At 61.1% G+C, this 22,070-nt stretch carries 19 protein-coding genes; 13 read left to right on the top strand and 6 right to left on the bottom strand.

Features of this window, described 5'->3' with window-relative positions; translation table 11 throughout:
- Nucleotides 1–398: 398 nt before the first annotated feature.
- Nucleotides 399–605: a hypothetical protein gene (locus ACXHXG_RS31535; protein ID WP_104821562.1), complete on the top strand. Its 207-nt coding sequence runs from the start codon at nucleotides 399–401 to the stop codon at nucleotides 603–605.
- Between the two features lie 63 nt (nucleotides 606–668).
- Here ACXHXG_RS31535 and ACXHXG_RS31530 read toward each other — a convergent pair whose 3' ends face one another.
- Both ACXHXG_RS31530 and ACXHXG_RS31525 read right to left on the bottom strand, forming a co-directional pair.
- Nucleotides 669–2,018 (bottom strand): ATP-binding protein, encoded by a 1,350-nt coding sequence (locus tag ACXHXG_RS31530; protein ID WP_457901831.1) that lies wholly within the window; start codon nucleotides 2,016–2,018, stop codon nucleotides 669–671.
- 3 nt (nucleotides 2,019–2,021) lie between these two features.
- Nucleotides 2,022–2,741, bottom strand: a complete 720-nt coding sequence (locus tag ACXHXG_RS31525) for a response regulator (protein ID WP_104821560.1) — start codon at nucleotides 2,739–2,741, stop codon at nucleotides 2,022–2,024.
- A gap of 355 nt (nucleotides 2,742–3,096) precedes the next feature.
- Here ACXHXG_RS31525 and ACXHXG_RS31520 point away from each other — a divergent pair, with 355 nt between their 5' ends.
- From ACXHXG_RS31520 to ACXHXG_RS31495, 6 genes are all read left to right on the top strand, one after another.
- Nucleotides 3,097–3,933 carry a pseudouridine synthase gene (locus tag ACXHXG_RS31520; protein WP_457901830.1) on the top strand — a complete coding sequence of 279 codons (837 nt, stop codon included), beginning with the start codon at nucleotides 3,097–3,099 and terminating at the stop codon, nucleotides 3,931–3,933.
- The gene (locus tag ACXHXG_RS31515) at nucleotides 3,920–4,603 is read left to right on the top strand and encodes a phosphoribosyltransferase (RefSeq protein ID WP_285170300.1); all 684 of its coding nucleotides are present in this window, start codon (nucleotides 3,920–3,922) and stop codon (nucleotides 4,601–4,603) included. Before ACXHXG_RS31520 ends, ACXHXG_RS31515 begins: the two co-directional genes overlap by 14 nt.
- A 78-nt stretch (nucleotides 4,604–4,681) precedes the next feature.
- Nucleotides 4,682–6,427 carry an SLC13 family permease gene (locus ACXHXG_RS31510; protein ID WP_457901829.1) on the top strand — a complete coding sequence of 582 codons (1,746 nt, stop codon included), beginning with the start codon at nucleotides 4,682–4,684 and terminating at the stop codon, nucleotides 6,425–6,427.
- Between the two features lie 129 nt (nucleotides 6,428–6,556).
- A complete protein-coding gene (locus ACXHXG_RS31505) occupies nucleotides 6,557–7,501 on the top strand; it encodes a phosphoribosylaminoimidazolesuccinocarboxamide synthase (RefSeq protein ID WP_457901835.1) in 945 nt (314 codons plus the stop codon).
- A gap of 351 nt (nucleotides 7,502–7,852) precedes the next feature.
- Nucleotides 7,853–9,310, top strand: coding sequence for an efflux transporter outer membrane subunit (locus ACXHXG_RS31500; RefSeq protein WP_104821556.1), 1,458 nt, complete (start codon nucleotides 7,853–7,855; stop codon nucleotides 9,308–9,310).
- Between the two features lie 744 nt (nucleotides 9,311–10,054).
- Entirely contained in the window at nucleotides 10,055–10,900 is an 846-nt protein-coding gene (locus tag ACXHXG_RS31495; RefSeq protein ID WP_457901828.1) for an SH3 domain-containing protein, read from the top strand.
- A 227-nt stretch (nucleotides 10,901–11,127) separates the two neighbouring features.
- Here the strand turns inward: ACXHXG_RS31495 and ACXHXG_RS31490 are convergent, their stop codons facing one another.
- From ACXHXG_RS31490 to ACXHXG_RS31480, 3 genes are all read right to left on the bottom strand, one after another.
- A complete protein-coding gene (locus tag ACXHXG_RS31490; RefSeq protein WP_104821554.1) occupies nucleotides 11,128–11,370 on the bottom strand; it encodes a DUF982 domain-containing protein in 243 nt (80 codons plus the stop codon).
- Nucleotides 11,371–11,724: 354 nt separating this feature from the next.
- The gene (locus ACXHXG_RS31485; RefSeq protein ID WP_260303263.1) at nucleotides 11,725–11,847 is read right to left on the bottom strand and encodes a hypothetical protein; all 123 of its coding nucleotides are present in this window, start codon (nucleotides 11,845–11,847) and stop codon (nucleotides 11,725–11,727) included.
- Nucleotides 11,848–11,933: 86 nt separating this feature from the next.
- Nucleotides 11,934–12,122 carry a hypothetical protein gene (locus ACXHXG_RS31480; RefSeq protein ID WP_104821553.1) on the bottom strand — a complete coding sequence of 63 codons (189 nt, stop codon included), beginning with the start codon at nucleotides 12,120–12,122 and terminating at the stop codon, nucleotides 11,934–11,936.
- Nucleotides 12,123–12,378: 256 nt separating this feature from the next.
- Here ACXHXG_RS31480 and ACXHXG_RS31475 point away from each other — a divergent pair, with 256 nt between their 5' ends.
- From ACXHXG_RS31475 to ACXHXG_RS31450, 6 genes are all read left to right on the top strand, one after another.
- Nucleotides 12,379–14,745, top strand: coding sequence for a transglycosylase domain-containing protein (locus ACXHXG_RS31475; protein WP_457901827.1), 2,367 nt, complete (start codon nucleotides 12,379–12,381; stop codon nucleotides 14,743–14,745).
- Between the two features lie 293 nt (nucleotides 14,746–15,038).
- Nucleotides 15,039–16,955, top strand: coding sequence for a molecular chaperone DnaK (gene dnaK, locus ACXHXG_RS31470; RefSeq protein WP_104821551.1), 1,917 nt, complete (start codon nucleotides 15,039–15,041; stop codon nucleotides 16,953–16,955).
- Nucleotides 16,956–17,039: 84 nt separating this feature from the next.
- A complete protein-coding gene (dnaJ, locus tag ACXHXG_RS31465) occupies nucleotides 17,040–18,188 on the top strand; it encodes a molecular chaperone DnaJ (protein WP_104821550.1) in 1,149 nt (382 codons plus the stop codon).
- A gap of 309 nt (nucleotides 18,189–18,497) precedes the next feature.
- Complete coding sequence (gene recF / locus ACXHXG_RS31460; RefSeq protein ID WP_457901826.1) at nucleotides 18,498–19,625, top strand: DNA replication/repair protein RecF; 1,128 nt, start codon at nucleotides 18,498–18,500, stop codon at nucleotides 19,623–19,625.
- 38 nt (nucleotides 19,626–19,663) lie between these two features.
- Nucleotides 19,664–20,434, top strand: a complete 771-nt coding sequence (locus ACXHXG_RS31455) for a molybdopterin-synthase adenylyltransferase MoeB (RefSeq protein ID WP_457901834.1) — start codon at nucleotides 19,664–19,666, stop codon at nucleotides 20,432–20,434.
- A complete protein-coding gene (locus ACXHXG_RS31450; RefSeq protein WP_457901825.1) occupies nucleotides 20,431–20,910 on the top strand; it encodes a GNAT family N-acetyltransferase in 480 nt (159 codons plus the stop codon). The genes ACXHXG_RS31455 and ACXHXG_RS31450 overlap by 4 nt, the downstream gene beginning before the upstream one ends.
- A 1-nt stretch (nucleotide 20,911) precedes the next feature.
- Here ACXHXG_RS31450 and ACXHXG_RS31445 read toward each other — a convergent pair whose 3' ends face one another.
- Entirely contained in the window at nucleotides 20,912–21,913 is a 1,002-nt protein-coding gene (locus tag ACXHXG_RS31445) for a 2-hydroxyacid dehydrogenase (RefSeq protein WP_104821547.1), read from the bottom strand.
- Nucleotides 21,914–22,070: the final 157 nt, after the last annotated feature.

Raw genomic sequence — 22,070 nt, 5'->3', positions numbered from 1 at the left:
AGAAACTCCGTCGCCAGCAGCGCCGCCGCCCTCGTTCAGTGAGTGGGCTTATAATCCCACCGCTTTCCCTTAGTCAACACCAACACTGTAAAAATTCTGACATTTTTGTAAGTGACTGATTCTATTGTGATATTTTCGCCACTCGAACGGAAAGACCTTCGAGCCCTCACTAATCCGCCGGAAAATATTGTCCGACTGGTCAAAATTTTCGCCTTGCGGCATGTGCGGAGCCCTTCGGAGCGGCAGGAATAATTGCATCTCCTCGTCCGGAAGACAGCTTATGGTTAATAAATCCCTGCGGCCGCCGCGCCTCGTTAATCCTTTTTACCTAAGCGAGGTCTCATAAAAACCAATATTTTACATGAGATTTCTGCTATATAAGAAGGTGGGAGGACACCATGGAAACAACAAGACCAGAGAGCATCGTCGAAGTCAGCGTCGACAGCGCCACCGGACGGCGGGCGCTCGGCATCATGAATATGCGCCAGGCATTGGATCTGCCTGACCTGCCGAGCTTCACCTATACGCATCCGGACCCGAAAAAGGCTGCCGCAGGCATCGTCGTTAGCCGGGAGGAACTGAAGCGCTTCCTCACCCGTCATTGAGCGGTAACGCGACAGATGGCACAGGCCGCGCATTTAGGCGCGAACCCTTTGGTGCGCCCTATTTCAGGCAGCAACCCGACTGCTCGCTGCAAGCGGCAAAAGCACGATGGCATTGAGCCCGCCGCCATCACGATCCTCCAAACAGAGCGCGCCATTGTGCGCATCGAGGATCTGCCGGACGATCGTCAACCCCAAACCATTCCCGCCGAGATCGCGATTGCGCGATTCCTCCAGACGAACGAAGGGTTCGAGCACGTCCTTGCGCCGTTCCATCGGAATGCCGGGGCCGCGATCGCCGACGATAATGGCGGCATGATCACCGCGGCGCTCGGTACAAATATCGGCCCTGCCGCCATAACGCAGGGCATTGTCGATCAGATTATCCAGCACCCGGGCCAGCGCCGTCTGCGGCATCGTCACCGCCAATTCCCGTCCGAGCGGTGAAAACGAGACGAGATCCGGTGCGTCCTGGCGCTCGGCGACAAGCGCGCAAACAGCCGCATTGAGATCGGCGATATCCCTTCCTCCGGAAACGACGGTGCTGCGGGCAAGGCCCAGAGCCTCTTCAACGAGCCGCTGCATGGCCTCGATATCGGCAATCGCCCGCTCGCGATGCGGCGTATCCGGCATCATCTCCATGCGCAGACGGAAACGGGTGAGATAGGTTCTGAGATCATGGGAGATCGCCCCGAGTATAAGGGTGCGGTTGTTGATCAGGGCGGCGATGCGCAACTGCATGCCATTGATGGCGCGGATCAGCATACGCAGTTCGCAAGCGCCCCGTTCCGGAATATCAATCGGTTGCAGGCCTTTGCCGATAGAATTGACGGTGCGCGACAGGCGCGTCAGTGGCCGGGTCTCGCGGGCCACGGCGACGACCGCGATCACCGCCACCAACACGCCGAGAAGCCCGGCCATGAAACCCACGGGAACACCGCGCAGCCGCACCGTCGGCGTATCGGCTAGGCTGAAGACGGCAACCTTGCCGCCGGCAACGCCGATCGACACTTCGATCGTCCGGTCGGGAGCACCGACCGAAAACCAACCCTGCGGTCGCTCGGGGAGCGAGCGCAGGCTGAAATAGCGGTCGCCGAGCGCGAAATTGGCAAGTTCGCGGGCCAGTTTGCGGCCAAGCGTCGGGTCGGCTGCATCACTTTGCGCGGACGCTGCGGCTTCGACCAGACGCAGATCCAGACCGGTGGCATTCAGCGCCCGTACTGCCTGCTCCTGCGCCTCGGGCGGAATGGCATCGAGGAGGCGTACTGCCGACTTGACCTGCATCGCCGGCGATAGCTGATGACTGAGCGGCGAGTCCGGTTTCAAACTGGCGGCAACGAAGGCGGCGAGCTGGATAATGAACAGCGCCACGGCGACGATCATGATGATGCGGGAAACGAGACCAAGTTTCAGCATGGTTCAGACATCCCTCACATCGACGGTCAGAAGATAACCGGCATTGCGCACGGTAGTGATGACCTGTGCGCCATCGGGCAGGTAGTGCGCTAGCTTGGTGCGCAGGCGCGAGACGGTCACGTCAATGGTGCGGTCGAAAGGATCGGCGCCGCGTCCGCGCGTCCAATCCAGCAATTGGTCGCGCGACAGCACCCGGCGCGGCCGCTCCAGGAAGCAGACAAGCAGATCGAATTCCGCGGTCGTCAGGCGCACCGGCCCCTCGCCTTCGATCTCGATCGCCCTGCCGTCGAGATCGACGATGAGGCCCGCAAAACTCTTGCGTCGGCGCGGGCCGCCGCCCTCCTCGGGGCGTTCGGGGCCGGCGCGGCGCAGGATGGCGCGGATGCGCGCCAAAAGCTCGCGCGGATTGAAGGGTTTGCCGAGATAATCGTCCGCACCCATTTCAAGGCCGAGGATGCGGTCGATATCATCAGACTTCGCCGTCAGCATCAGGATCGGCACCTGGCTGCGCGCCCGTATGCGGCGGCAGGCCGAAAGGCCATCCTCGCCCGGCAGCATGAGATCGAGAATGATGAGATCGGGAAAACCCCTGGCCAGCGCGCGATCCATGGCGGCGGCACTTTCGACCGCCTCGACGGCAAAACCCTCGCGGCTCAGGAACTCCTCCAGAAGCGCCCGAATTTCACGGTCGTCCTCGACCAGAAGAAGCGATGCAGAAACCATGGATCATCCATGTGAGGCGAAGGGCGGTTTTGACAACAGGGAAACGGCCGGTGATACAAACTGTAACAAATTTCCGCCGTTCTGAAAAATTCCGGCAACAGACGCCATGCAGGTTTCGCCGCGACGGCCCCCCTCCGGAGCGGGCGGCGGCAGCTACCCCGGCACCGCCGCACCCGACCCATCGCCGCTCCGGTCCGCCGGCAGGGCTCGCGTTGACAAGGCGCGAGCCCTGTCTCTCCTGTGTGTTTCCCTCTGCCGCGATTTGCGTCGCGACGTTCGTCGTGCGAAGGATTGGCCTCATGCTTTATCGGGCCGGTACGCCTAACCATCGACACAACAAGGACGAGGCAACGGGGTGAGCCAAAGGCGTGCGCCGCAAAGATCGGGCAAGGCGGGGAAGGCCCGGCAGGAGGCGGAGGGTAAGCGCGTGACCCTGCCGCGGGCGTTGTCGAAGCTCGGCTATTGCTCGCGTACCCAGGCCGAAGGGTTGATCGCTGCCGGCCGCGTTACAGTCGATGGCCGCAAGATCATCGATCCGGCCGCCTGGATCGATCTCGACCGGGCGCGGATTGCCGTCGATGGCATCGAAATCTCGGCGGAAAAGCAGCTTTATTTCATGCTGAACAAGCCGCGCGGGCTGGTGACGACGCGCGACGATCCTGAAGGTCGGCCGACTGTCTATGACTGCCTGAAAGATATCGACGCCCGGCATCTGGCGCCGGTGGGACGGCTGGACAAGGCAAGCGAAGGGCTGCTTCTCTTCACCAATGATACCGTGCTGGCGCAGGCGCTGCTCGATCCTGTCACGCATGTGAGCAAGATCTATCATGTGCAGGTTAACCGCATCATGGACCAGGAGCTCTTGAGCCGCATGGAACGGGGGATCGTCGACGATGGCGAACTTCTGACGGCCATCTCCGCCCGTCTGCTGCGCAGCGGCGACCGCAATGGCTGGATCGAAGTCGAGCTCAGGGAGGGGCGCAACCGGCAGATTCGGCGGATGCTGGAGGCGCTCGACATCGAATGTCTGCGGCTGGTGCGCGTCTCCTTTGGCGACATCGCGCTCGGCGACCTTGCGAAAGGCGCGGTCCGGGCGCTGACGGAAGCCGAGATTGTCGGACTTCGCCGCCGGGCGGGCATGGAAAAGAACGGACGGAATGGACTGAAGGCCGGACGCGATGCAGCCTCATGATTTCTGGCAGGAGATTGATCCGCCGCGAAGCTTTGATGCAATCGGTGAATTCCGCGATTTCTATGTGGCGGAACTGCCCGATGGGCGGCAGTTGCGCCTGCCGATCCGGCTGCTCGCCGATGGCGACCATGCGCTCGCTTCGCTGATCATCAATCAGGCAAGTTTTCCTGTGCAGGACGCGCTGGCCGAAGCGCTTGCCGTGCGCATTGCCGCGCATGATGTCGATGTCGTCGCCGGACTGCCGACCCTCGGGCTGACGCTGGCAAGCGCGGTTGCCCGGGTCCTCGGCCATCAGCGTTATGTGCCGCTCGGCACCTCGCGTAAGTTCTGGTATCGCGAGGATCTGTCGGTTTCGCTTTCCTCCATAACGACGCCGAACCAGGAAAAACGTCTTTATATAGACCCGCGCATGCTGCCACTCCTGCAGGGAAAACGGGTTGCGCTGATCGACGACGTGATCTCGAGCGGTGCCTCTATCGTTTCCGGCCTGGAGCTTTTGGCCGCATGCGGCATCGAACCTGTCGTGATCGGGGCGGCCATGCTGCAATCCGAGCGCTGGCGGGAGCGGCTCAATGCCACCGGCAAGCCGTGGGGCGAGCGGATCGTTGGCGTGTTTTCGACGCCGATTCTTGAAAAAGCAGGAAACGGCGGCTGGAACAAGCCTGCCTGACGGCGGTTCGGTGCCGGGGCTGTACAGGACCGGCAGGCTGGTTCATTCTAGGTCCTGGCGAATCTCCGGGACCCGCCCATGACGTTCGAACAAGCATCCCTGCTGATCCTTCTGGGCCTCATGCTGGCGCTGTTTTGTCTTGGCCGTTTCCGGATCGAGGTCGTTTCGATCGCGGGGCTGCTTGCCGGATATGCGCTGGGCCTCTATCCGGCAGAAGGGGTGTTTTCAGGCCTCGCAAGCCCGGTCTTCATCACCGTGATCGAAATCCTGCTGATCGTGCAGGTACTGGCGCGGGCGCAGCTTTTCGGCGCGCTGGCGGATCGCCTGCTTGCAACAGACCTGCCGTCCTCTGTGATTATCGGAGCGCTCGCCGGACTGACGGCCTTCATCTCGATCTTCATGAACAATATCGGCGCCTATGCCATCGCGCTGCCGGTGGCGCTGCGCATTGCCGACGTCACCGCCATTCCGCGGCGACAGTTGCTGATCCCGATTTCCTTTTCGGCACTCCTCGGCGGATTGGTGTCGCTGATCGGTACGCCGGCCAACCTTCTGGTCAGCGACGCCCTGCTGAAGGCGACCGGACACGGTTTTCACTTCTTCGACTTCGCCTATGTCGGCTTGCCGGTTGCCGTGGTCGGCGTGATTTTGATCGCCGCAACCGTCCCGCGGCTGTTTCCCAAATCAGGTGAGGAGGATGCGGCGCCGGGCCAAGCCATAGACCGGCAGATGATTACCGAACGCCGGATACCACATGGCTCTCCCCTGGTCGGGCAGCGGCTGGTGGACTGCCGCCGGGCCTTCGGTCTCCAGCCGCACGCCCTGATCCGCGGCAGCCGCTTCGTTCCCGCGGTCGAAGGCACGGCGATCGAGGCTGGGGACATTCTGCTTGCCGAAGGGCCGGACGTCCTGTTCGACCGGCTCTTGGCAAAAGGCGTGCTGATGCTCGAATCCCATCCCGACCCCTATGGATCCGATTTCATTCGCAGCGAAGCGGTGGTTATGCCGCAAAGCACGCTGATCGGCTCGCGCATCCAATCGCTGGAGGTTTTTCGCTCGCGGGGCGTGGCGGTAACCGGGCTTTCCATGCGCTCGCCGCGCATCGAAGGGCGTTTCGACGATCTTACGCTGTCGATCGGCGATATCCTCAAGCTGGAAGGGCCGAGACACGCCATCGCCGAGGCGCTGGAAGAATGCGAATGCCTGCCCCTGGCTGCAAGCTATGATCATACGCCGCCGCTGCGCTCCTTCTGGCCGCTTTTCATTTTCGCCTGCGGCGTGCTTGTCGCCGCCACCGGCCTGCTTCGCCCCGAGATCGCGTTTGCCGGCGTCATCCTGGCGATGGCGCTGCTGAACTTCATCAACCTGCGCGCCGCGATCGCCGATCTCAATTGGCCGATCATCATCATGCTGGCGGCGATGATCCCGCTCGGCGCCGCGGTGGCGACGTCCGGGACGGCGGAGATGCTGGCGGGCGGGCTCGGCACGATCATGCCGATCGAGCGGCCGGTTTTTGGCGTCGCGCTCATCCTGTTCCTGGCGATGGTGATCACCCCTTTTGTCAACAACGCCACGGTCGCCATCGTGCTGACGCCGGTCGCCTTCGAACTGGCGGCCAAGGCGGGGCATTCCGCCAATGCCTATCTGATTGCCGTCGCGGCCGGCGCCTCGCTCGATTTCATCACGCCCTTCGGTCATCACAACAATACGCTGACCATGAGCATCGGCAGCTATAGCTTCACCGACTTCCTGCGTGCCGGCTGGCTGTTGACCATTTTCAGCTACGGCCTGGCGCTCGCCTTGATCGGCTGGTTCTGGATCTGAGGGCGCAGCCGCGCTGAACGGATGACGATGATCCCGTCCGAAAATCGATTCCGATTTTCGGCATTATGCGTTAAGGGTCCAACCATGAAGCGTCCGCCGGGCGGATGCACGAGCCTGCTGGTGACTATGTTGCGAATTCTCTCCGAAGCCCATTTTCCGGAACTGCCCAATTATTACCGCGGCAAGGTGCGCGAAAATTATGACCTGCCGGATGGGAGCCGCATCATCATCAGCACCGATCGGCTGAGCGCCTTCGACCGCATCCTCACCTGCATCCCTTATAAAGGACAGGTGCTGACGCAGACGGCCCGCTACTGGTTCGAGGCGACGAAGGACATTTGCCCGAATCACGTGATCGCCTATCCCGACCCGAACGTCGTCGTCGGCAAGCGGCTGAACATCCTGCCGGTGGAGGTCGTCGTGCGCGGCTACCTTGCCGGCACCACCGGCACCTCGATCCTGACGCTCTATAAGAAAGGTCAGCGCGAGATGTACGGCATCACGCTGCCGGACGGCATGCGCGACAACCAGATCCTGCCGGAGCCGATCATCACGCCGACCAGCAAGGAATTCGACGGTGGCCATGACGAACCGCTGACGCCGGCGCAAATCATCGAGCATGGGCTCCTGACGAAGGAGCAATGGCAGACATTGTCGGATTGCGCGCTGGCTTTGTTCGCCCGCGGCCAGGAGATTGCCCGCCAACGGGGGCTGATCCTCGTCGACACGAAATATGAGTTCGGCACCGACGAAAACGGCAACATCCTTCTTGCAGACGAAATTCATACGCCGGACAGCAGCCGCTACTGGTTGGCCGACAGTTACCAAGACAGCTTCGAAAGGGGCGCGCGCCCCGCAAGTTTCGACAAGGATTTCGTCCGCGCCTGGGTGACCGAGCGGTGCGATCCTTACAAGGACGAGATACCCGAAATTCCGCTCGACCTGATCGAGCAGACCTCAAAGGTGTATATCCGCGCTTACGAAGCGATCACGGCTACGCCCTTTGTTCCCGACGACCGCGGTGCAACACCGCGGGACAGGGTTCGCGCAAGCCTCTCCCCTTATTTCCCATAACAAACCGTCCGAATGGTCATTTCGCCCATCGAGTGTCTGGAGACACCGTCCTTTAGTTGCGCAAATATGGTATTTTTGCGCACTTACCGCTTAAAGTAGCAAGGCGGAGGGTATTTTTTTGCAACACTTCATAATTTTTTTACCGGAACCCCCCTATTTGTCATGTTCCCACACGTGTTCCGCCGCGAAAAATCGCAAAAGGCACTGTGCTATTGCAAACTTGTTGATAGATTGACGCCGAATGCTTCGGGTCGTTTGTTGGTATTGCGTAGACAGAAGCGCCGACACACATGGGGGTCACGCTGACCCCGTAAGTTAGTGATCATGTAAAATGAATTGTGGGATAATGTGATGGTATCCATTCGTACTGCCGCCCCCGCCCTGCTGCTTCTTCTGGCAGGTTGCGTCAGCGGCCCCGATCATAAGCCACCGGAAATGCCCCTCGCGGCCAAGTTCTCGGAGGGCGGTACGAAGATCAACGGCGACGTCTCGAGTTCACAATGGTGGACCGCCTTCGGCGATAAGAAGCTGAACACCCTGGCTGAGCAGGGACTTGCAGAAAACCTCAATATCCAGCAGGCGCTGGAACGCATCAATCAGGCGCAGGCGCAGGTCGTCTCGGCCGCAGCCGGCGGAATGCCTAGCCTCCTTGTGTCAGGCGGCAATACGACCAGCGGCCAGAAGGGCGGCCTGCGTACGGAAACCGAAACGCGAAACACCACCAGCGGCGATGCCACGGCTTCGTGGCTGCTTGACCTGTGGGGCCAATATCGTCGCGCCAAGGAAAGCGCCAACGCATCGCTGGATGCGGCCTATTCCAACGTCGACGTTGCTCGCCTGACCTATCTGCAGGATCTGGCGAACAGCTACGTCAACGTCCGCTACTATCAGGCCCTCATCTCGATCGCGCAGGACAACCTGAAGTCCCGCCGCTCAACGCTTGAACTCACCAAGTTCCAGCTCGACGCCGGCGCCGCGTCCCGCCTCGACGTCGTCCAGGCCGAAGGTCTCGTCAATTCGCAGCTTTCTCAAATTCCAGGCCTCGAAATCAGCTACCGCCAGGCGGTGCATCATATCGCGACCCTGCTGAACGTACCGTCGCAGACCATTATCGCCCAATTGCACGGTGGCGGCAGCCAGCCGGTATTCCGCGGCCGCGTCGATACGGGCGTCCCGGCCGACCTCATCCGCAACCGGCCCGACATCCGTGTCGCCGAGCGTAACCTTGCCGCTGCGACCGCTCAGATCGGCGTGGCAGAGGCCCAGCTCTTTCCGACGATCACGCTCGGCGGTTCGATTTCGCCGTCCTACATTCACACGAAGTCCATCAGCGGCAGCCTGACGACCTGGTCGTTCGGCCCAAGCCTGTCGCTGCCGATCTTCGACGGTGGCGCGTTGCGCGCCAACGTCAAGAACGCCGAATCCACCAGCCGCGAGCAGTATATCGTCTGGAAGCAGACCGTGCTGTCTGGTGTCGAACAGGTCGAAAACGCCCTGTCGGCTGTCAGCCGCGATGCTCAGACGGTTGCCGCACTGCGGGCGCAGGTGAAGTCCTATCAGGAAGCCCTCGAACTCTCGACGGCAAGCTACAAGGACGGCGCCTCTTCGCTGCTCGACGTTCTCGATGCGCAGCGCAACGTTTCAACGGCGCAGGAAAGCCTCGCCCAGGCGGTTCAGCAGAGCGCTCTCGACTATATCTCGCTGAACGTCAATATCGGCGCCGGCTACATTCCCGCCAAAAAGGTAACCGTAGCCGCAAAGCCGGATGCCAAGGTCGTCAAGGTCGCTGCCAAGAAGACCGTCAACTAAGGATACCGCCCGGCTTCGTCGGGCGCTTCTCATACGAACCGCCGCAGGAAACTGCGGCGGTTTTTCTTTGGTCGAAATAAATGGGGCCAAATTAAAAATGGCGCGCTCCGCTTCCGCAAAGCACGCCATCGAAAAACAAAAAGGCCGGAGCAAACCGGCCTTTCGTCATCCACCCTCACATCAGTGCCAGTACATCCGTGGTCAAAGGGAAGGTAGAACTGCAGCCAGATTGATCGCGAAAGGTTAACACAAGGTCAACGTCAGTTCCGCAACCGCCAAGGAATGAAAACGGCTCGCTCTAAGCGCGCCAAGCATCCACCGGCTGTCTGACTGCAGCTTATATCGGGTGGCAAGGTGGCGATTTCAAGGCCGTTAAATTTATTCTCAAAGCCTTATTACTGCAGAACGCGCCATTCCGCGCACTAAAGCCTTAGTAACCCTCAAGATAATAAGTGAAGCTGTCTAAAATTTAATGCAAATTTTGAGAGTTATGCGCGTATCCGTTCAACCTGCATTCATGCAAATTCTCGTAAAACCGCTGAAAAGATTGAAGGAATAGCGCTGGACCCTAACCAAATCCCGCGACCGCGCTAACTTTTATCTTATCGAAACTGGAAACGGCGTGCCGGGTCCTGTAACCGCACCGCATGTCCCTTGGTGGATATGCTGGGCAAGCGGACAACAGCAATCAGCGCAGCCGCCGGGCAATCCTATCCTGCCGGCGACGCGCAAAGGAGAGCATTGATGAGACATAAGTTTCTTGCCGCACTTGCGCTGACCGCATTCATTGCGATCCCGGCAATCGCGGAAGCCGCAGAGGGTTTTTCCACCGCCAACGTCAACATGAGGTCCGGCCCGAGCACGCGGTATCCGGCAGTGACCATGATCCCCATCGGCACACCGCTGGAGATCAACGGCTGCCTCAACGAAACGCCATGGTGCGACGTCTCCTTCTTTGGCGGGCGCGGCTGGGTCGCCGGTCAGTACATCCAGGCAACCTACCAATCGCGCCGCATCTATGTCGGACCGCGATATTACCGGCCGCTCGGCATTCCGACCATCACCTTCAATTTCGATGATTATTGGGATCGTTATTACCGTGGCCGCGACTTCTACCGCGACCGTGACCGCTGGCGGCGCGGACCAGGTTGGGTAGACCGCCGCCCGGGTTGGGACCGCGGATCGGATTGGAACGATGAACCGGACCGCAATTGGGATCGTCGCCCGTACCGAAACCGCGACTGGAGCGACCAGCAGGACAATGATGATTGGCGCCGGCGAAGAGACCGCAATCGCGACTGGGACAATAACCAGGACTGGGGCCGCCAGCAGCCCGACGACAATCAGGGTTGGGGCAACCGTCAGGATCGTCGGCGTGACAGCAACCGCCAGGACGACCAGCAGCGCCGTCCCCAGCCGCAACAACAAGAGGCGCAGCCGCGGCAGGTGCAGCCTCAGCAGGTGCAACCACAACAGAACAACCCTCGGCCGAATGCCGGTTCGCCAGGTCCATACAGCCCAGACCATGTCGATCCCTGCCCGGCAGATCAACCTAATTGCCGTATGACGCCAAGAGGCTCCAACCGGTAATCTTGCCTTCATGGCAGCGAAATGATGAGGCCAGCGACTGACATCGCTGGCCTTTTGCATGGGTTCATTAGGGATCGGAAAATCCGGCCGTTCAGCGGGGATGCGACGGCGAAACCGGGACTGACGATGTGGGGGATGAGCGCGTCTTTAAAGCTGCGCGACGGCGACCGGCGTTCGCCGGCTCAGAAGGGTTGAGCAATCAGGCGGCGTCGAAGCGCCGCGCTGCCTCAATGGATTTTCAAATGCGCTTCGCGCATCGCCGAAATAAACATCTCGCGGGCTTCTTCAGCGGATTTCCGTCCGTCGATCGCAGCTCGGCAGACGCTTCTCGCAGCCACATAAAGCGGACCGCGCCGATCTGGCCAGAGGTTAGCCATGCAATTCAAGGCCTCGGAAGGGCCGGTCACCATCTGAGAGCTGCCTTGAGCGAAACCGATCTCGATCGGGTTGCTCCATTTGATATGTCGCATGAATACTCCTCCTCACGCGCTACCACGTGCTTGGAACCGTCCTGCAAGACGGCCGCACAACTCCACTATAACCTCAATCAGAGCATTCGAAAATATGGAACATTGCAAACGCTTCTACCATCTGAAGAGGCAAATTCGCCGGCCGGATGAAGCGGCCGACGAATGAGTAGAGTTTCACGTAAGGATAAAGCTTTTAGCGAGCGTAAAGTTCCAGTGTGACTGGAGCACGCGTCATTTTCCGCCAAACGGGACGATATCAGGATTTTTGCGATCTGGAATTAAACCGTCCCACCCGTAGCGCTACGGATCTATCGGCCGATTGATGATCTCTTTGCGGTGAGCCGCCAAATGCACTTACTTTTCCCGTGCAATCCGCTTGGCATCATCGGCCGAAAAGCCGGCGCGACGGGCCAGCCGTTCCAATCCGAAAATCCGATCGAGCTGATCGATCAGCCACAGTTCAAAGCGTTTCCACATGATAAGGCTCCCCCGCAACGGACCAACTGGTCGCCCAGGATGAACGTCGCGTCCGGCCTATCCATCCGCTCTAGCGAAACAGCTTTCTAGCGAAATAGTGGGGGCCTCTGCGCGTTCGACAGCAACTCCTGCTTGGTGGCGAAGTCGCCGAACAGCTTCTTCAGCCGAATTTCCTCTTCCTTGCAAATCCGATGACGCCGCACGAAATCCTCGACACTCCAGACTTCCCGCAGCTTATTTTCGCCGACCTTCTCGAAGTTGATATGTGAACTCATTTGCTCGCCCTCTTATTTTATGAGGAGAGAATGCACGAGAAAAACAAAAGTTCCTTGAACAAACCCGTTGTGGATGGACAAATGCTGCCGCTGCGACCGGTTAAGGATGTTTTTAATTCCTCCTTAAATCGCCGCATTTACAGTTCACCGGGGCTTTGATGCCCAGGCGGCGTAAACGCGGGGAACGAGCGGGCGCGTAGCGGCCCCGGCACCAGACATCGGAATATGGAACCATCGGGGGTAAGACCGGTCCGCAATGGCAGGCAAAAGCAGATCAGGCCAGAGGATAGAGCCCTCGTTTTCAAGCGGCAGCGAACGCGGCGATGATGGTTTCAGCGCGGGCGAGCGGATTGCCGGCGGCGGGCGCTCTTCCCGGCGCAGCGAGGACCCTCCGCCGGACAGGCCGCGCCGCTCCAAGAGCCGGCGCAAGCAGCCGCGGCGCGAGCGCGGCGGTGGTTTCTTCGGCTTCGTCCGTTCTGTGATCTATTGGGGCATCGTGCTCTGCATCTGGGCCGGCATCGGCGCCGCCGGTCTCGTGGTCTACTACGGATCGCGCATGCCGAACGCCAGCACCTGGTCCATCCCCGACCGGCCTCCGAACGTCAAGATCGCCGATCTCGAGGGCAGCATCATCGCCAATCGCGGCGCGACCGGCGGTGAAGCCCTGACGCTGAGCGATATGTCGCCCTATATTCCCAAGGCAATCGTCGCCATCGAGGACCGCCGCTTCTATTCGCATTTCGGCTTCGATCCGATCGGCCTCGGCCGTGCGGTGGTGACGAACGTGCTGACCGGGCATGCCGTGCAGGGCGGCTCGACGCTGACACAGCAACTCGCCAAGAACCTCTTCCTGTCGCCGGAGCGCACGCTGGAACGCAAGGTGCAAGAAGTGCTGCTCGCCATCTGGCTGGAGCACAAGTACACCAAGGACCAGATCCTTACGATGTATCTGAACCGCGTCTACTTCGGCGCGAACGCGTATGGCGTCGAGGCGGCGTCACAACGCTACTTCAACAAATCAGCCCGCGACGTCAATCTCGGCGAAGCGGCTATGCTTGCTGGCCTCGTCAAGGCGCCGTCGAAACTGTCGCCCGCCCGCGATCCGGCTGCTGCCGAGGCCCGCGCCCAGCTCGTGCTGCAGGCGATGCGCGACCAGGGCTTCATCAGCGAAGCCGATATCAAGACGGCGATGTCGCAGCCGCCGACGCACGCGACGAGCTATTGGAGCGGCGCCCAGAACTATGTCGCTGATATGGTCATGGACCAGCTTCCCGGCCTGATCGGCGGCGCCGTCAAAGAAGATCTGACGGTCGACACCACGATCGACACCTCGCTGGAACAAAAGGCCGAACAGTCCTTGAACGATGTGCTTGCGAAGGATGGCAAGAAACTCAACGCTTCGCAGGCCTCCCTCGTCTCCGTAGACGCAACGGGCGCCATCCGCGCACTGGTGGGTGGGCGGGATTATGCGCAGAGCCAGTTCAACCGCGCCGTCACCGCCAAGCGCCAGCCGGGCTCTGCCTTCAAGCCCTTTGTCTATACCGCTGCGCTGGAAATGGGCCTGACGCCGAACTCGATCCGCAACGACGCGCCGGTGAAGATCGGCAATTGGGCGCCGGAGAATTACGAGCAGAAATATAACGGACCGGTGACGCTCGCCACGGCCGTCGCCCATTCGCTGAACACGGTGGCCGCCCAACTTGCGATGGAAGTCGGACCGGAGCAGGTGGTCAAGGTCGCGCATCGGCTCGGCATTGAATCCGACCTGCAGGCCAATGCCTCGATCGCGCTCGGCACATCGGAAGTTTCGCTGCTGGAGCTGACCTCGGCCTATGCCTCCTTCATGAATGGCGGCTACAAGGCGACGCCGCATGTCATCACCAAGGTGACGACCGCCTCCGGCAAGGTGCTCTACCAGGCGAATTTCGACAATCCGCCGCGGGTTTTGAATCCCGATGTCGTCACCAACATGAACACGATGATGACCGGCGTCATCAATTTCGGCACCGGCAAGGCGGCCCGCATCCCCGGCTGGCAGGCGGCCGGCAAGAGCGGCACCACGCAGTCCTTCCGCGATGCGCTGTTCGTCGGTTTCACCAGCCATCTGACGACGGGCGTCTGGTTCGGCAATGACGACGGCAAGTCGATGAAAAAGGTCACAGGCGGCGGGCTGCCGGCCAAGGCCTGGAAGGAATTCATGGTCGCCGCCCATAAGGGCCTGACGCCGACGCCGATCTTCGGCGGCGGCCAGATCATCGACAACGGCGCGCCGGTGGTAGCATCCGCGCCGAATACCGACCAGCAGACGACGATCGGCTCCATCATCTCCGGCGCACTCGGCGGCAATGGCGGGCAGGCTTCGCTGCAGCAGGGCCAGCCGACGCTCCAGCAACGGCCGGCGCAGCAGCCGGTCCAGCAGCGCCAACAGCCCGTCGATCAGGCAACGCTGAATGACGATCCCGAGGATCTGCCGCCCGTGGGCCTTGCCGACAACAATCCCTACAGCTCGGACCAGTACGATACCGGCGATATCCCGCCTGCCGATATCGGCGATCCCGGCCCGATAACGGCGACGGTACGGCGGCACCGCTCCTCGCTTCTCGATGTCATCCTCGGGCAATAAGAAGCGATTCCTGGCATTGCCGCTTGCATGGCGGGGGCAAGGCTGATCTGATAGATGGTCGCGCCATTTCCCAAGGGTTCACAACCTCGATGTGGCACTGTGGAATTTGCGCGACAAACCATTCGTTTTGCTGGATTCCGGGTGATTTCCTGCCTTGCAGTCAGTAAAACCGCTACTTATATACGCGGCATCACCGCAGTCATGGCTGCGCAATCCTCAAGACCATCCCGTAAGGGGCTGTCAATGGAATGCCTGACAGGGGTTCCGATAGCTTGCTTCAAGGAGAGAATGACATGGCAAAAGTAATTGGTATCGACCTTGGAACCACGAATTCCTGCGTCGCCGTCATGGACGGTAAGGACGCGAAAGTGATCGAGAATGCCGAAGGCGCCCGCACCACCCCCTCGATGGTAGCCTTCACGGACGACAGCGAACGCCTCGTCGGCCAGCCGGCCAAGCGCCAGGCGGTCACCAACCCCACCAATACCCTCTTCGCTGTCAAGCGCCTGATTGGCCGCCGCTACGAAGATCCGACCGTCGAGAAGGACAAGCACCTCGTTCCCTTCACGATCGTCCGCGGTGACAACGGCGACGCTTGGGTCGAGGCACAGGGCAAGGGCTATTCGCCCGCACAAGTTTCCGCAATGATCCTTCAGAAGATGAAGGAAACCGCCGAATCCTACCTCGGCGAAAAGGTCGAAAAGGCCGTTATCACCGTTCCCGCTTACTTCAACGACGCGCAGCGCCAGGCAACCAAGGATGCCGGCAAGATCGCCGGTCTTGAAGTTCTGCGCATCATCAACGAGCCGACCGCTGCCGCGCTCGCCTATGGCCTCGACAAGAAGGACGGCAAGACGATCGCCGTTTACGACCTTGGCGGCGGCACCTTCGATATCTCCATCCTGGAAATCGGCGACGGCGTCTTCGAAGTGAAGTCGACCAACGGCGACACCTTCCTCGGCGGTGAAGACTTCGACATGCGCCTCGTCGAATATCTCGTTGCTGAGTTCAAGAAGGACAACGGCATCGACCTCAAGGGCGACAAGCTGGCTCTGCAGCGCCTCAAGGAAGCTGCCGAAAAGGCCAAGATCGAACTGTCGTCTTCGCAGCAGACCGAAATCAACCTGCCCTTCATCACGGCAGACGCCACCGGCCCGAAGCACCTGACGCTGAAGCTGACCCGCGCCAAGCTGGAAAGCCTGGTCGACGATCTCGTTCAGCGCACCATCGCTCCCTGCAAGGCCGCCCTCAAGGATGCCGGCGTTACGGCTGCCGAGATCGATGAAGTCGTTCTCGTCGGCGGCATGAGCCGCATGCCGAAGGTACAGGAAATCGTCAAGCAACTGTTCGGCAAGGAGCCGCACAAGGGCGTCAACCCGGATGAAGTCGTCGCACTCGGCGCTGCCATCCAGGCTGGCGTTCTGCAGGGCGACGTCAAGGACGTTCTGCTGCTCGACGTGACCCCGCTGTCTCTCGGCATCGAAACGCTGGGCGGCGTCTTCACCCGTCTGATCGAGCGTAACACGACGATCCCGACGAAGAAGTCGCAGACCTTCTCGACCGCCGACGACAACCAGTCGGCCGTGACCATCCGCGTTTCGCAGGGCGAGCGCGAAATGGCTGCCGACAACAAGCTGCTCGGCCAGTTCGACCTCGTCGGCCTGCCGCCGGCTCCGCGTGGTGTACCGCAGATCGAAGTCACCTTCGATATCGATGCCAACGGCATCGTGCAGGTTTCGGCCAAGGACAAGGGCACCGGCAAGGAACAGCAGATCCGCATCCAGGCTTCCGGCGGTCTTTCCGACGCCGACATCGAAAAGATGGTCAAGGATGCCGAGGCCCATGCTGCCGAGGACAAGAAGCGCCGCGAAGGCGTGGAAGCCAAGAACCAGGCCGAAAGCCTGATCCACTCGAGCGAGAAGTCGCTGAAGGATTACGGCGATAAGGTCACCGAAGCCGACCGCAACGCGATCTCCGAGGCGATCGCAGCGCTGAAGGCAGCGACCGAAGCTTCCGAGCCGGACGCAGAGGACATCAAGGCCAAGACCCAGACCCTCATGGAAGTCTCCATGAAGCTCGGCCAGGCCATTTATGAGGCCCAGCAGGCGGAAGGCTCCACCGCTGATGCGTCGGCAGGCGGCAAGGACGATGTCGTCGATGCCGACTACGAGGAAATCAAGGACGAGGACGACCGCAAGCGGTCTGCATAATCGCAAGCCTCAACAGGTTTTGCTGCAACTCAGATCCGGCTGCCTTAGGGCAGCCGGAAATCCATTTCCGGGGTCTATTCCTTAATGGCAAAAGCGGACTTTTACGACACGTTGGGTGTCGCCAGGACGGCGGACGAAAAAGAGCTGAAAAGCGCTTTTCGCAAGCTGGCGATGAAATTTCATCCGGACAAGAACCCGGAGGATAAGGACGCCGAGCGAAAGTTCAAAGAAATCAATGAAGCCTACGAGACGCTCAAGGATCCGCAGAAGCGCGCGGCCTATGATCGTTACGGCCACGCAGCCTTCGAGCATGGCGGCATGGGCAATGGCGGCGGATTTGGCGGCGGCGGCTTCGGCGGCGGTGGCTTCTCCGACATTTTCGAAGATATTTTCGGCGAGATGATGGGTGGCGGACGCTCGCGCGGGCGCTCCTCCGGCGGTCGCGAACGCGGCGCCGACCTTCGCTACAACATGGAAATCTCGCTGGAAGAGGCCTTTACCGGCAAGACGGCGCAGATTCGCGTGCCGACCTCGATCACCTGCGATGTCTGCTCCGGCTCCGGCGCCAAGCCGGGCACGCAGCCGAAGACCTGCGGCACCTGCCAGGGCGCGGGCCGCGTACGGGCCGCACAGGGTTTCTTCTCGGTCGAGCGCACCTGTCCGACCTGCCATGGCCGCGGTCAGATCATTCCCGATCCCTGCACCAAATGCCACGGCCAGGGCCGCGTGACCGAAGAGCGTTCGCTTTCGGTCAACATCCCGGCCGGCATCGAGGATGGCACGCGCATCCGGTTGCAGGGCGAAGGCGAAGCCGGCTTGCGCGGTGGGCCTTCGGGCGATCTCTACATCTTCCTCTCCGTCAAGCCGCATGAGTTCTTCCAGCGCGACGGCGCCGATCTCTATTGCGCCGTGCCGATCTCGATGACGACGGCTGCCCTTGGCGGCACCTTCGACGTCGCGACCCTCGACGGCACGAAATCGCGCGTCACGGTTCCCGAAGGCACGCAGGTCGGCAAGCAATTCCGCCTGAAGGCGAAGGGTATGCCTGTGCTGCGCTCCAGCCAGGTCGGCGATCTCTATATCCAGATCCAGATCGAAACGCCGCAAAAACTCACCAAGCGGCAGCGCGAGCTGCTTCAGGAATTCGAGCAGATCTCCTCGAAGGACAACAATCCCGAATCAACAGGCTTTTTCGCCCGCATGAAGGATTTCTTCGACACGTTCAGCGACTGAGCTACAAAACGGGGCGGCGAATCACATTGCTTCACGTGAAACCGGCCGGTGATTCGGCCGGTTTTTTATTTTGAAGGCGAATCACCCGCCCTCGTGGTTCGAGACGGCCTCATGGGCCTCCTCACTAAGAGGGCTGATCTATGCGGTTCGGCTCGGGAGCTTCTCCACCCTCATCCTGAGCCTGTCGAAGGACGCGGGTGGCCCCGCCGTCGCTCCGATGCACCTCTCTTCCATGCCCATCGGCAAAATCCTTGCACTTGCGCAGGGTTCGGCATACGCCTCGGCCATCGACACGAATCCGGATGCCCGATGCCGCACAAGGTTTTCATCTCGCGCCTGAAGCTGACCGACTTCCGCAATTATGCGGCGGCGTCGCTTGCGCTTGACGAGCGGCATGTGGTGTTGACCGGCGACAATGGCGCCGGCAAGACCAATTTGATGGAGGCGGTCTCCTTCCTTTCTCCCGGGCGCGGGATGCGGCGCGCGGCTTATGCGGATATCATCCGCGTCGACGCATCGGGCGGCTTTTCGATCTTTGCCGAGCTAGAGGGCATGAATGGCGAAGTCGAAATCGGGACCGGCGTCGACGCGACCGACGAGGCGACGGCGCGCAAGCTTAGGATCAATGGCGCACCGGCCAAGACCGTGGACGAGCTGACCGACCATCTACGCGTGCTCTGGCTGACACCGGCGATGGATGGGCTATTCACCGGCGGCTCCTCCGAGCGCCGCCGTTTCCTCGACCGGCTCGTGTTGTCGCTCGATCCCGCCCATGGCCGCCGCGCCAGCGATTTCGAGCGCGCCATGCGCAGCCGCAACAAACTGCTCGCCGAAGGCCGATTCGATCCGTCCTGGCTGGGCGGCATCGAGGAGCAGATGGCCAGTCTCGGCATCGCCATGGCGCTCGCCCGGCAGGAAATGCTCGGCCTCCTCTCGCGGCTGATCGCCGAAACACGCGAAGCGACGCCCTTTCCATCCGCAGCGCTCGAGCTCTCGGGTTTCCTCGACGGGCAATTCGATCGCCCGGCGGTCGATCTCGAGGACAGCTATGCCGAGATGCTGCGCGAAGGACGATACCGCGACGCGGCCGCCGGACGCACGCTTGACGGCCCGCACAGGGCCGATCTGCTGGTGCATCATCGCGAAAAACACATGGAGGCGGAGCGTTGCTCGACGGGGGAACAGAAGGCGCTGCTCGTCGGCCTCATCCTCGCCCATGCCCGCCTCGTCGGCAACTTGACCGGCCATGCGCCGATCCTGCTGCTCGATGAAATCGCCGCGCATCTCGATGAAGGCCGGCGCGCAGCGCTCTTCGACCTGATCGACGGGCTCGGCGGCCAGGCCTTCATGACCGGCACGGACAAGGCAATGTTTTCAGCGCTCGGCGAACGGGCGCAATTCTTTACCGTCGCGCATGGCGGCATTTCGAAATCATAGGCGGAGAATTTTCCGCGGAGCGTGATAGTATCATGGCCATGGATCCTTTGACCCCAGACGAAATCGCCCGTTACAAGCGCCACATCCTGCTGCCCGAAGTGGGCGGCGCCGGGCAGCAAAAATTAAAAGCGGCGCGGGTTTTGGTAATCGGCGCCGGCGGGCTCGGTGCGCCCGTGCTGCAATATCTTGCCGCCGCAGGCATCGGTACGCTTGGGATTGCCGACAACGACCGCGTCTCGCTCTCCAACCTGCAGCGGCAGGTGATCCACGATACCGGCACGATCGGCGAGCTGAAGACGCAAAGTGCAGCCGATGCCATTGCACGGCTGAATCCGCATGTGCGCACCATTCGCTTCGAGGAACGTTTTTCCATCGAGACCGCCGAGCGGCTTCTCGCCGGTTTCGATCTCATTGTCGACGGTTCCGATAATTTCGATACGCGCTATGCCGCGGCTGACGCGGCCGAATTGGCTCGCCTGCCGCTGGTGACCGGCGCGGTTGGCCGTTTCGACGGCTCACTGACGACGCTGAAACCTTATGAGGCCAGCGCCGACGGCACGCTGAACCCTGGTTATCGCGACCTCTTCCCCACGCAACCGCCCGAAGGCCTCATTCCCGCCTGCTCCGAGGCCGGGATCATCGGCGCGCTGACAGGCGTCATCGGCACGCTGATGGCGATGGAGGCGATCAAAGTCATTACCGGCATCGGTGAACCGCTGATCGGCCGGCTGCTGCTCTATGACGGGCTCGCCGCCCGCTTCGAAACCATCCGCTATCGCCGCAAGCGCGCCAAGGCCGCGGCCGAATGACCGGTATCACCCTTCAGCGTCTCGACGACAATTTCGGCCGCTGGAATGAGCTGCTTGAGCTCATTCTCGCCTCCTTCGCCTATATGGACGGACGGATCGATCCGCCCTCCTCGGCGCTGTCGCTGACCGCGCAATCGCTCAGGGAAAAAGCGAGAGCCGAAATCGGCTATATCGCATTTGATGGCGATCGATTAGCCGGCTGCATATTCTGCCGTCCGGAGCCGGACAGCCTCTATATCGGCAAGCTCGCCGTTTTGCCGGCGGCGCAGGGCAAGGGAATCGGCAGGCGCTTGCTGAGTCTTGCGGAAACGACGGCGCAGGAGCGTGGCCTTCGTGTGCTGCGGCTGGAAACGCGGATCGAGCTAACCGGCAATCACGCCACCTTTGCCAATTGGGGATTCGCCAAAACCGCAGAGAATCGCCACGCCGGCTTCGACCGCACGACGTCGATCGAGATGCGCAAAGCCCTGATCTAATTCAGCGAAATGGCAGCACGCGATTCGGCGGGCGATGGCCGTCGATGAAGGTGCGGATATTGATGATGACCTTGTCGCCCATGTCGATGCGGCTTTCGAGCGTGGCTGAGCTCATATGCGGCAGCAACACCACCTTGCCCTCGTTGGCGAGCTTCACCAGCTTCGGATTGACGGCCGGTTCGTTCTCGAAGACATCGAGGCCGGCGCCGGCGATCTTGCCTTCGCGCAAAATCTTGATCAATGCCGTCTCATCGATGACGTCGCCGCGTGCCGTGTTGACGATGTAGCTGGTCGGCTGCAGCAATGCCAAGCGGCGCGCGGAAATCAGATGGAAGGTTGCGGGCGTCGACGGGCAATTGACCGAGACGATGTCGACGCGGGCAAGCATCTGATCGAGGCTGTCCCAATAGGTCGCCTCCAGCTCGTCTTCGGTCGCCAGGCTGACGCGCTTGCGGTTGTGATAGTGGATGGAGAGGCCGAATGCCTTGGCGCGGCGGGCGACGGCGGTGCCGATGCGGCCCATGCCGACGATGCCGATACGCTTGCCGTGAATGCGGCGCCCCAGCATCCAGGTGGGCGACCAGCCGGCCCATTCGCCGGGCTTGTCCGTCAGCACGCGCGCGCCTTCAGCAAGACGCCGCGGCACGGCAAGAATCAACGCCATGGTCATGTCGGCCGTGTCCTCGGTCAGGACATTCGGCGTATTGGTGACGGTGATGCCACGACGGGCGGCCGCTTCGACGTCAATATGGTCGGTGCCGTTGGAAAAGCTGGCGATCAGCTTCATCTGCGGCCCGGCTTCCTCGATCAATGCGGCATCGATGCGGTCGGTGACCGTCGGCACCAGCACATCGGCGGAGCGGATGGCTTCCACAAGCTCGGCCTGCGTGCGCGGCGTATCGTCAATGTTGAGCTCGGCATCGAAGAGTTCGCGCATCCGCGTCTCCACTGCATCCGGCAGTTTACGCGTGATATAGACCTTCGGTTTTTTCTTCGTCGTCATGGCGACCGGCGATGCCTTGTTCAGATGTTCTTAACCAAGAAGCAGGATAATTTTCCCGTTCCGAGCATTTCTACCAGACCCGCAGGCGAAGACAAATAAAACTCGTGGGCGCGGCGCAGGGATTTGCCGATAAACCGGAACGATAGGCCGCCTTGGT

Source organism: Rhizobium sp. LEGMi-198b, assembly GCF_054114205.1.
The sequence above is the reverse complement of the archived record's forward strand: the minus strand, read 5'-3'. Positions and strand labels throughout refer to the sequence as shown.

What these genes read in the sequence shown, in the direction of transcription:
- ACXHXG_RS31535 (WP_104821562.1), top strand. Translation starts at nt 399, where the DNA reads ATGGAAACAACAAGACCAGAGAGCATCGTCGAAGTCAGCGTCGACAGC.
- ACXHXG_RS31530 (WP_457901831.1), bottom strand. Translation starts at nt 2,018, where the DNA reads ATGCTGAAACTTGGTCTCGTTTCCCGCATCATCATGATCGTCGCCGTG.
- ACXHXG_RS31525 (WP_104821560.1), bottom strand. Translation starts at nt 2,741, where the DNA reads ATGGTTTCTGCATCGCTTCTTCTGGTCGAGGACGACCGTGAAATTCGG.
- ACXHXG_RS31515 (WP_285170300.1), top strand. Translation starts at nt 3,920, where the DNA reads ATGCAGCCTCATGATTTCTGGCAGGAGATTGATCCGCCGCGAAGCTTT.
- ACXHXG_RS31510 (WP_457901829.1), top strand. Translation starts at nt 4,682, where the DNA reads ATGACGTTCGAACAAGCATCCCTGCTGATCCTTCTGGGCCTCATGCTG.
- ACXHXG_RS31500 (WP_104821556.1), top strand. Translation starts at nt 7,853, where the DNA reads ATGGTATCCATTCGTACTGCCGCCCCCGCCCTGCTGCTTCTTCTGGCA.
- ACXHXG_RS31495 (WP_457901828.1), top strand. Translation starts at nt 10,055, where the DNA reads ATGAGACATAAGTTTCTTGCCGCACTTGCGCTGACCGCATTCATTGCG.
- ACXHXG_RS31490 (WP_104821554.1), bottom strand. Translation starts at nt 11,370, where the DNA reads ATGCGACATATCAAATGGAGCAACCCGATCGAGATCGGTTTCGCTCAA.
- ACXHXG_RS31485 (WP_260303263.1), bottom strand. Translation starts at nt 11,847, where the DNA reads ATGTGGAAACGCTTTGAACTGTGGCTGATCGATCAGCTCGATCGGATT.
- ACXHXG_RS31480 (WP_104821553.1), bottom strand. Translation starts at nt 12,122, where the DNA reads ATGAGTTCACATATCAACTTCGAGAAGGTCGGCGAAAATAAGCTGCGG.
- ACXHXG_RS31475 (WP_457901827.1), top strand. Translation starts at nt 12,379, where the DNA reads ATGGCAGGCAAAAGCAGATCAGGCCAGAGGATAGAGCCCTCGTTTTCA.
- dnaK (WP_104821551.1), top strand. Translation starts at nt 15,039, where the DNA reads ATGGCAAAAGTAATTGGTATCGACCTTGGAACCACGAATTCCTGCGTC.
- dnaJ (WP_104821550.1), top strand. Translation starts at nt 17,040, where the DNA reads ATGGCAAAAGCGGACTTTTACGACACGTTGGGTGTCGCCAGGACGGCG.
- recF (WP_457901826.1), top strand. Translation starts at nt 18,498, where the DNA reads ATGCCGCACAAGGTTTTCATCTCGCGCCTGAAGCTGACCGACTTCCGC.
- ACXHXG_RS31455 (WP_457901834.1), top strand. Translation starts at nt 19,664, where the DNA reads ATGGATCCTTTGACCCCAGACGAAATCGCCCGTTACAAGCGCCACATC.
- ACXHXG_RS31450 (WP_457901825.1), top strand. Translation starts at nt 20,431, where the DNA reads ATGACCGGTATCACCCTTCAGCGTCTCGACGACAATTTCGGCCGCTGG.
- ACXHXG_RS31445 (WP_104821547.1), bottom strand. Translation starts at nt 21,913, where the DNA reads ATGACGACGAAGAAAAAACCGAAGGTCTATATCACGCGTAAACTGCCG.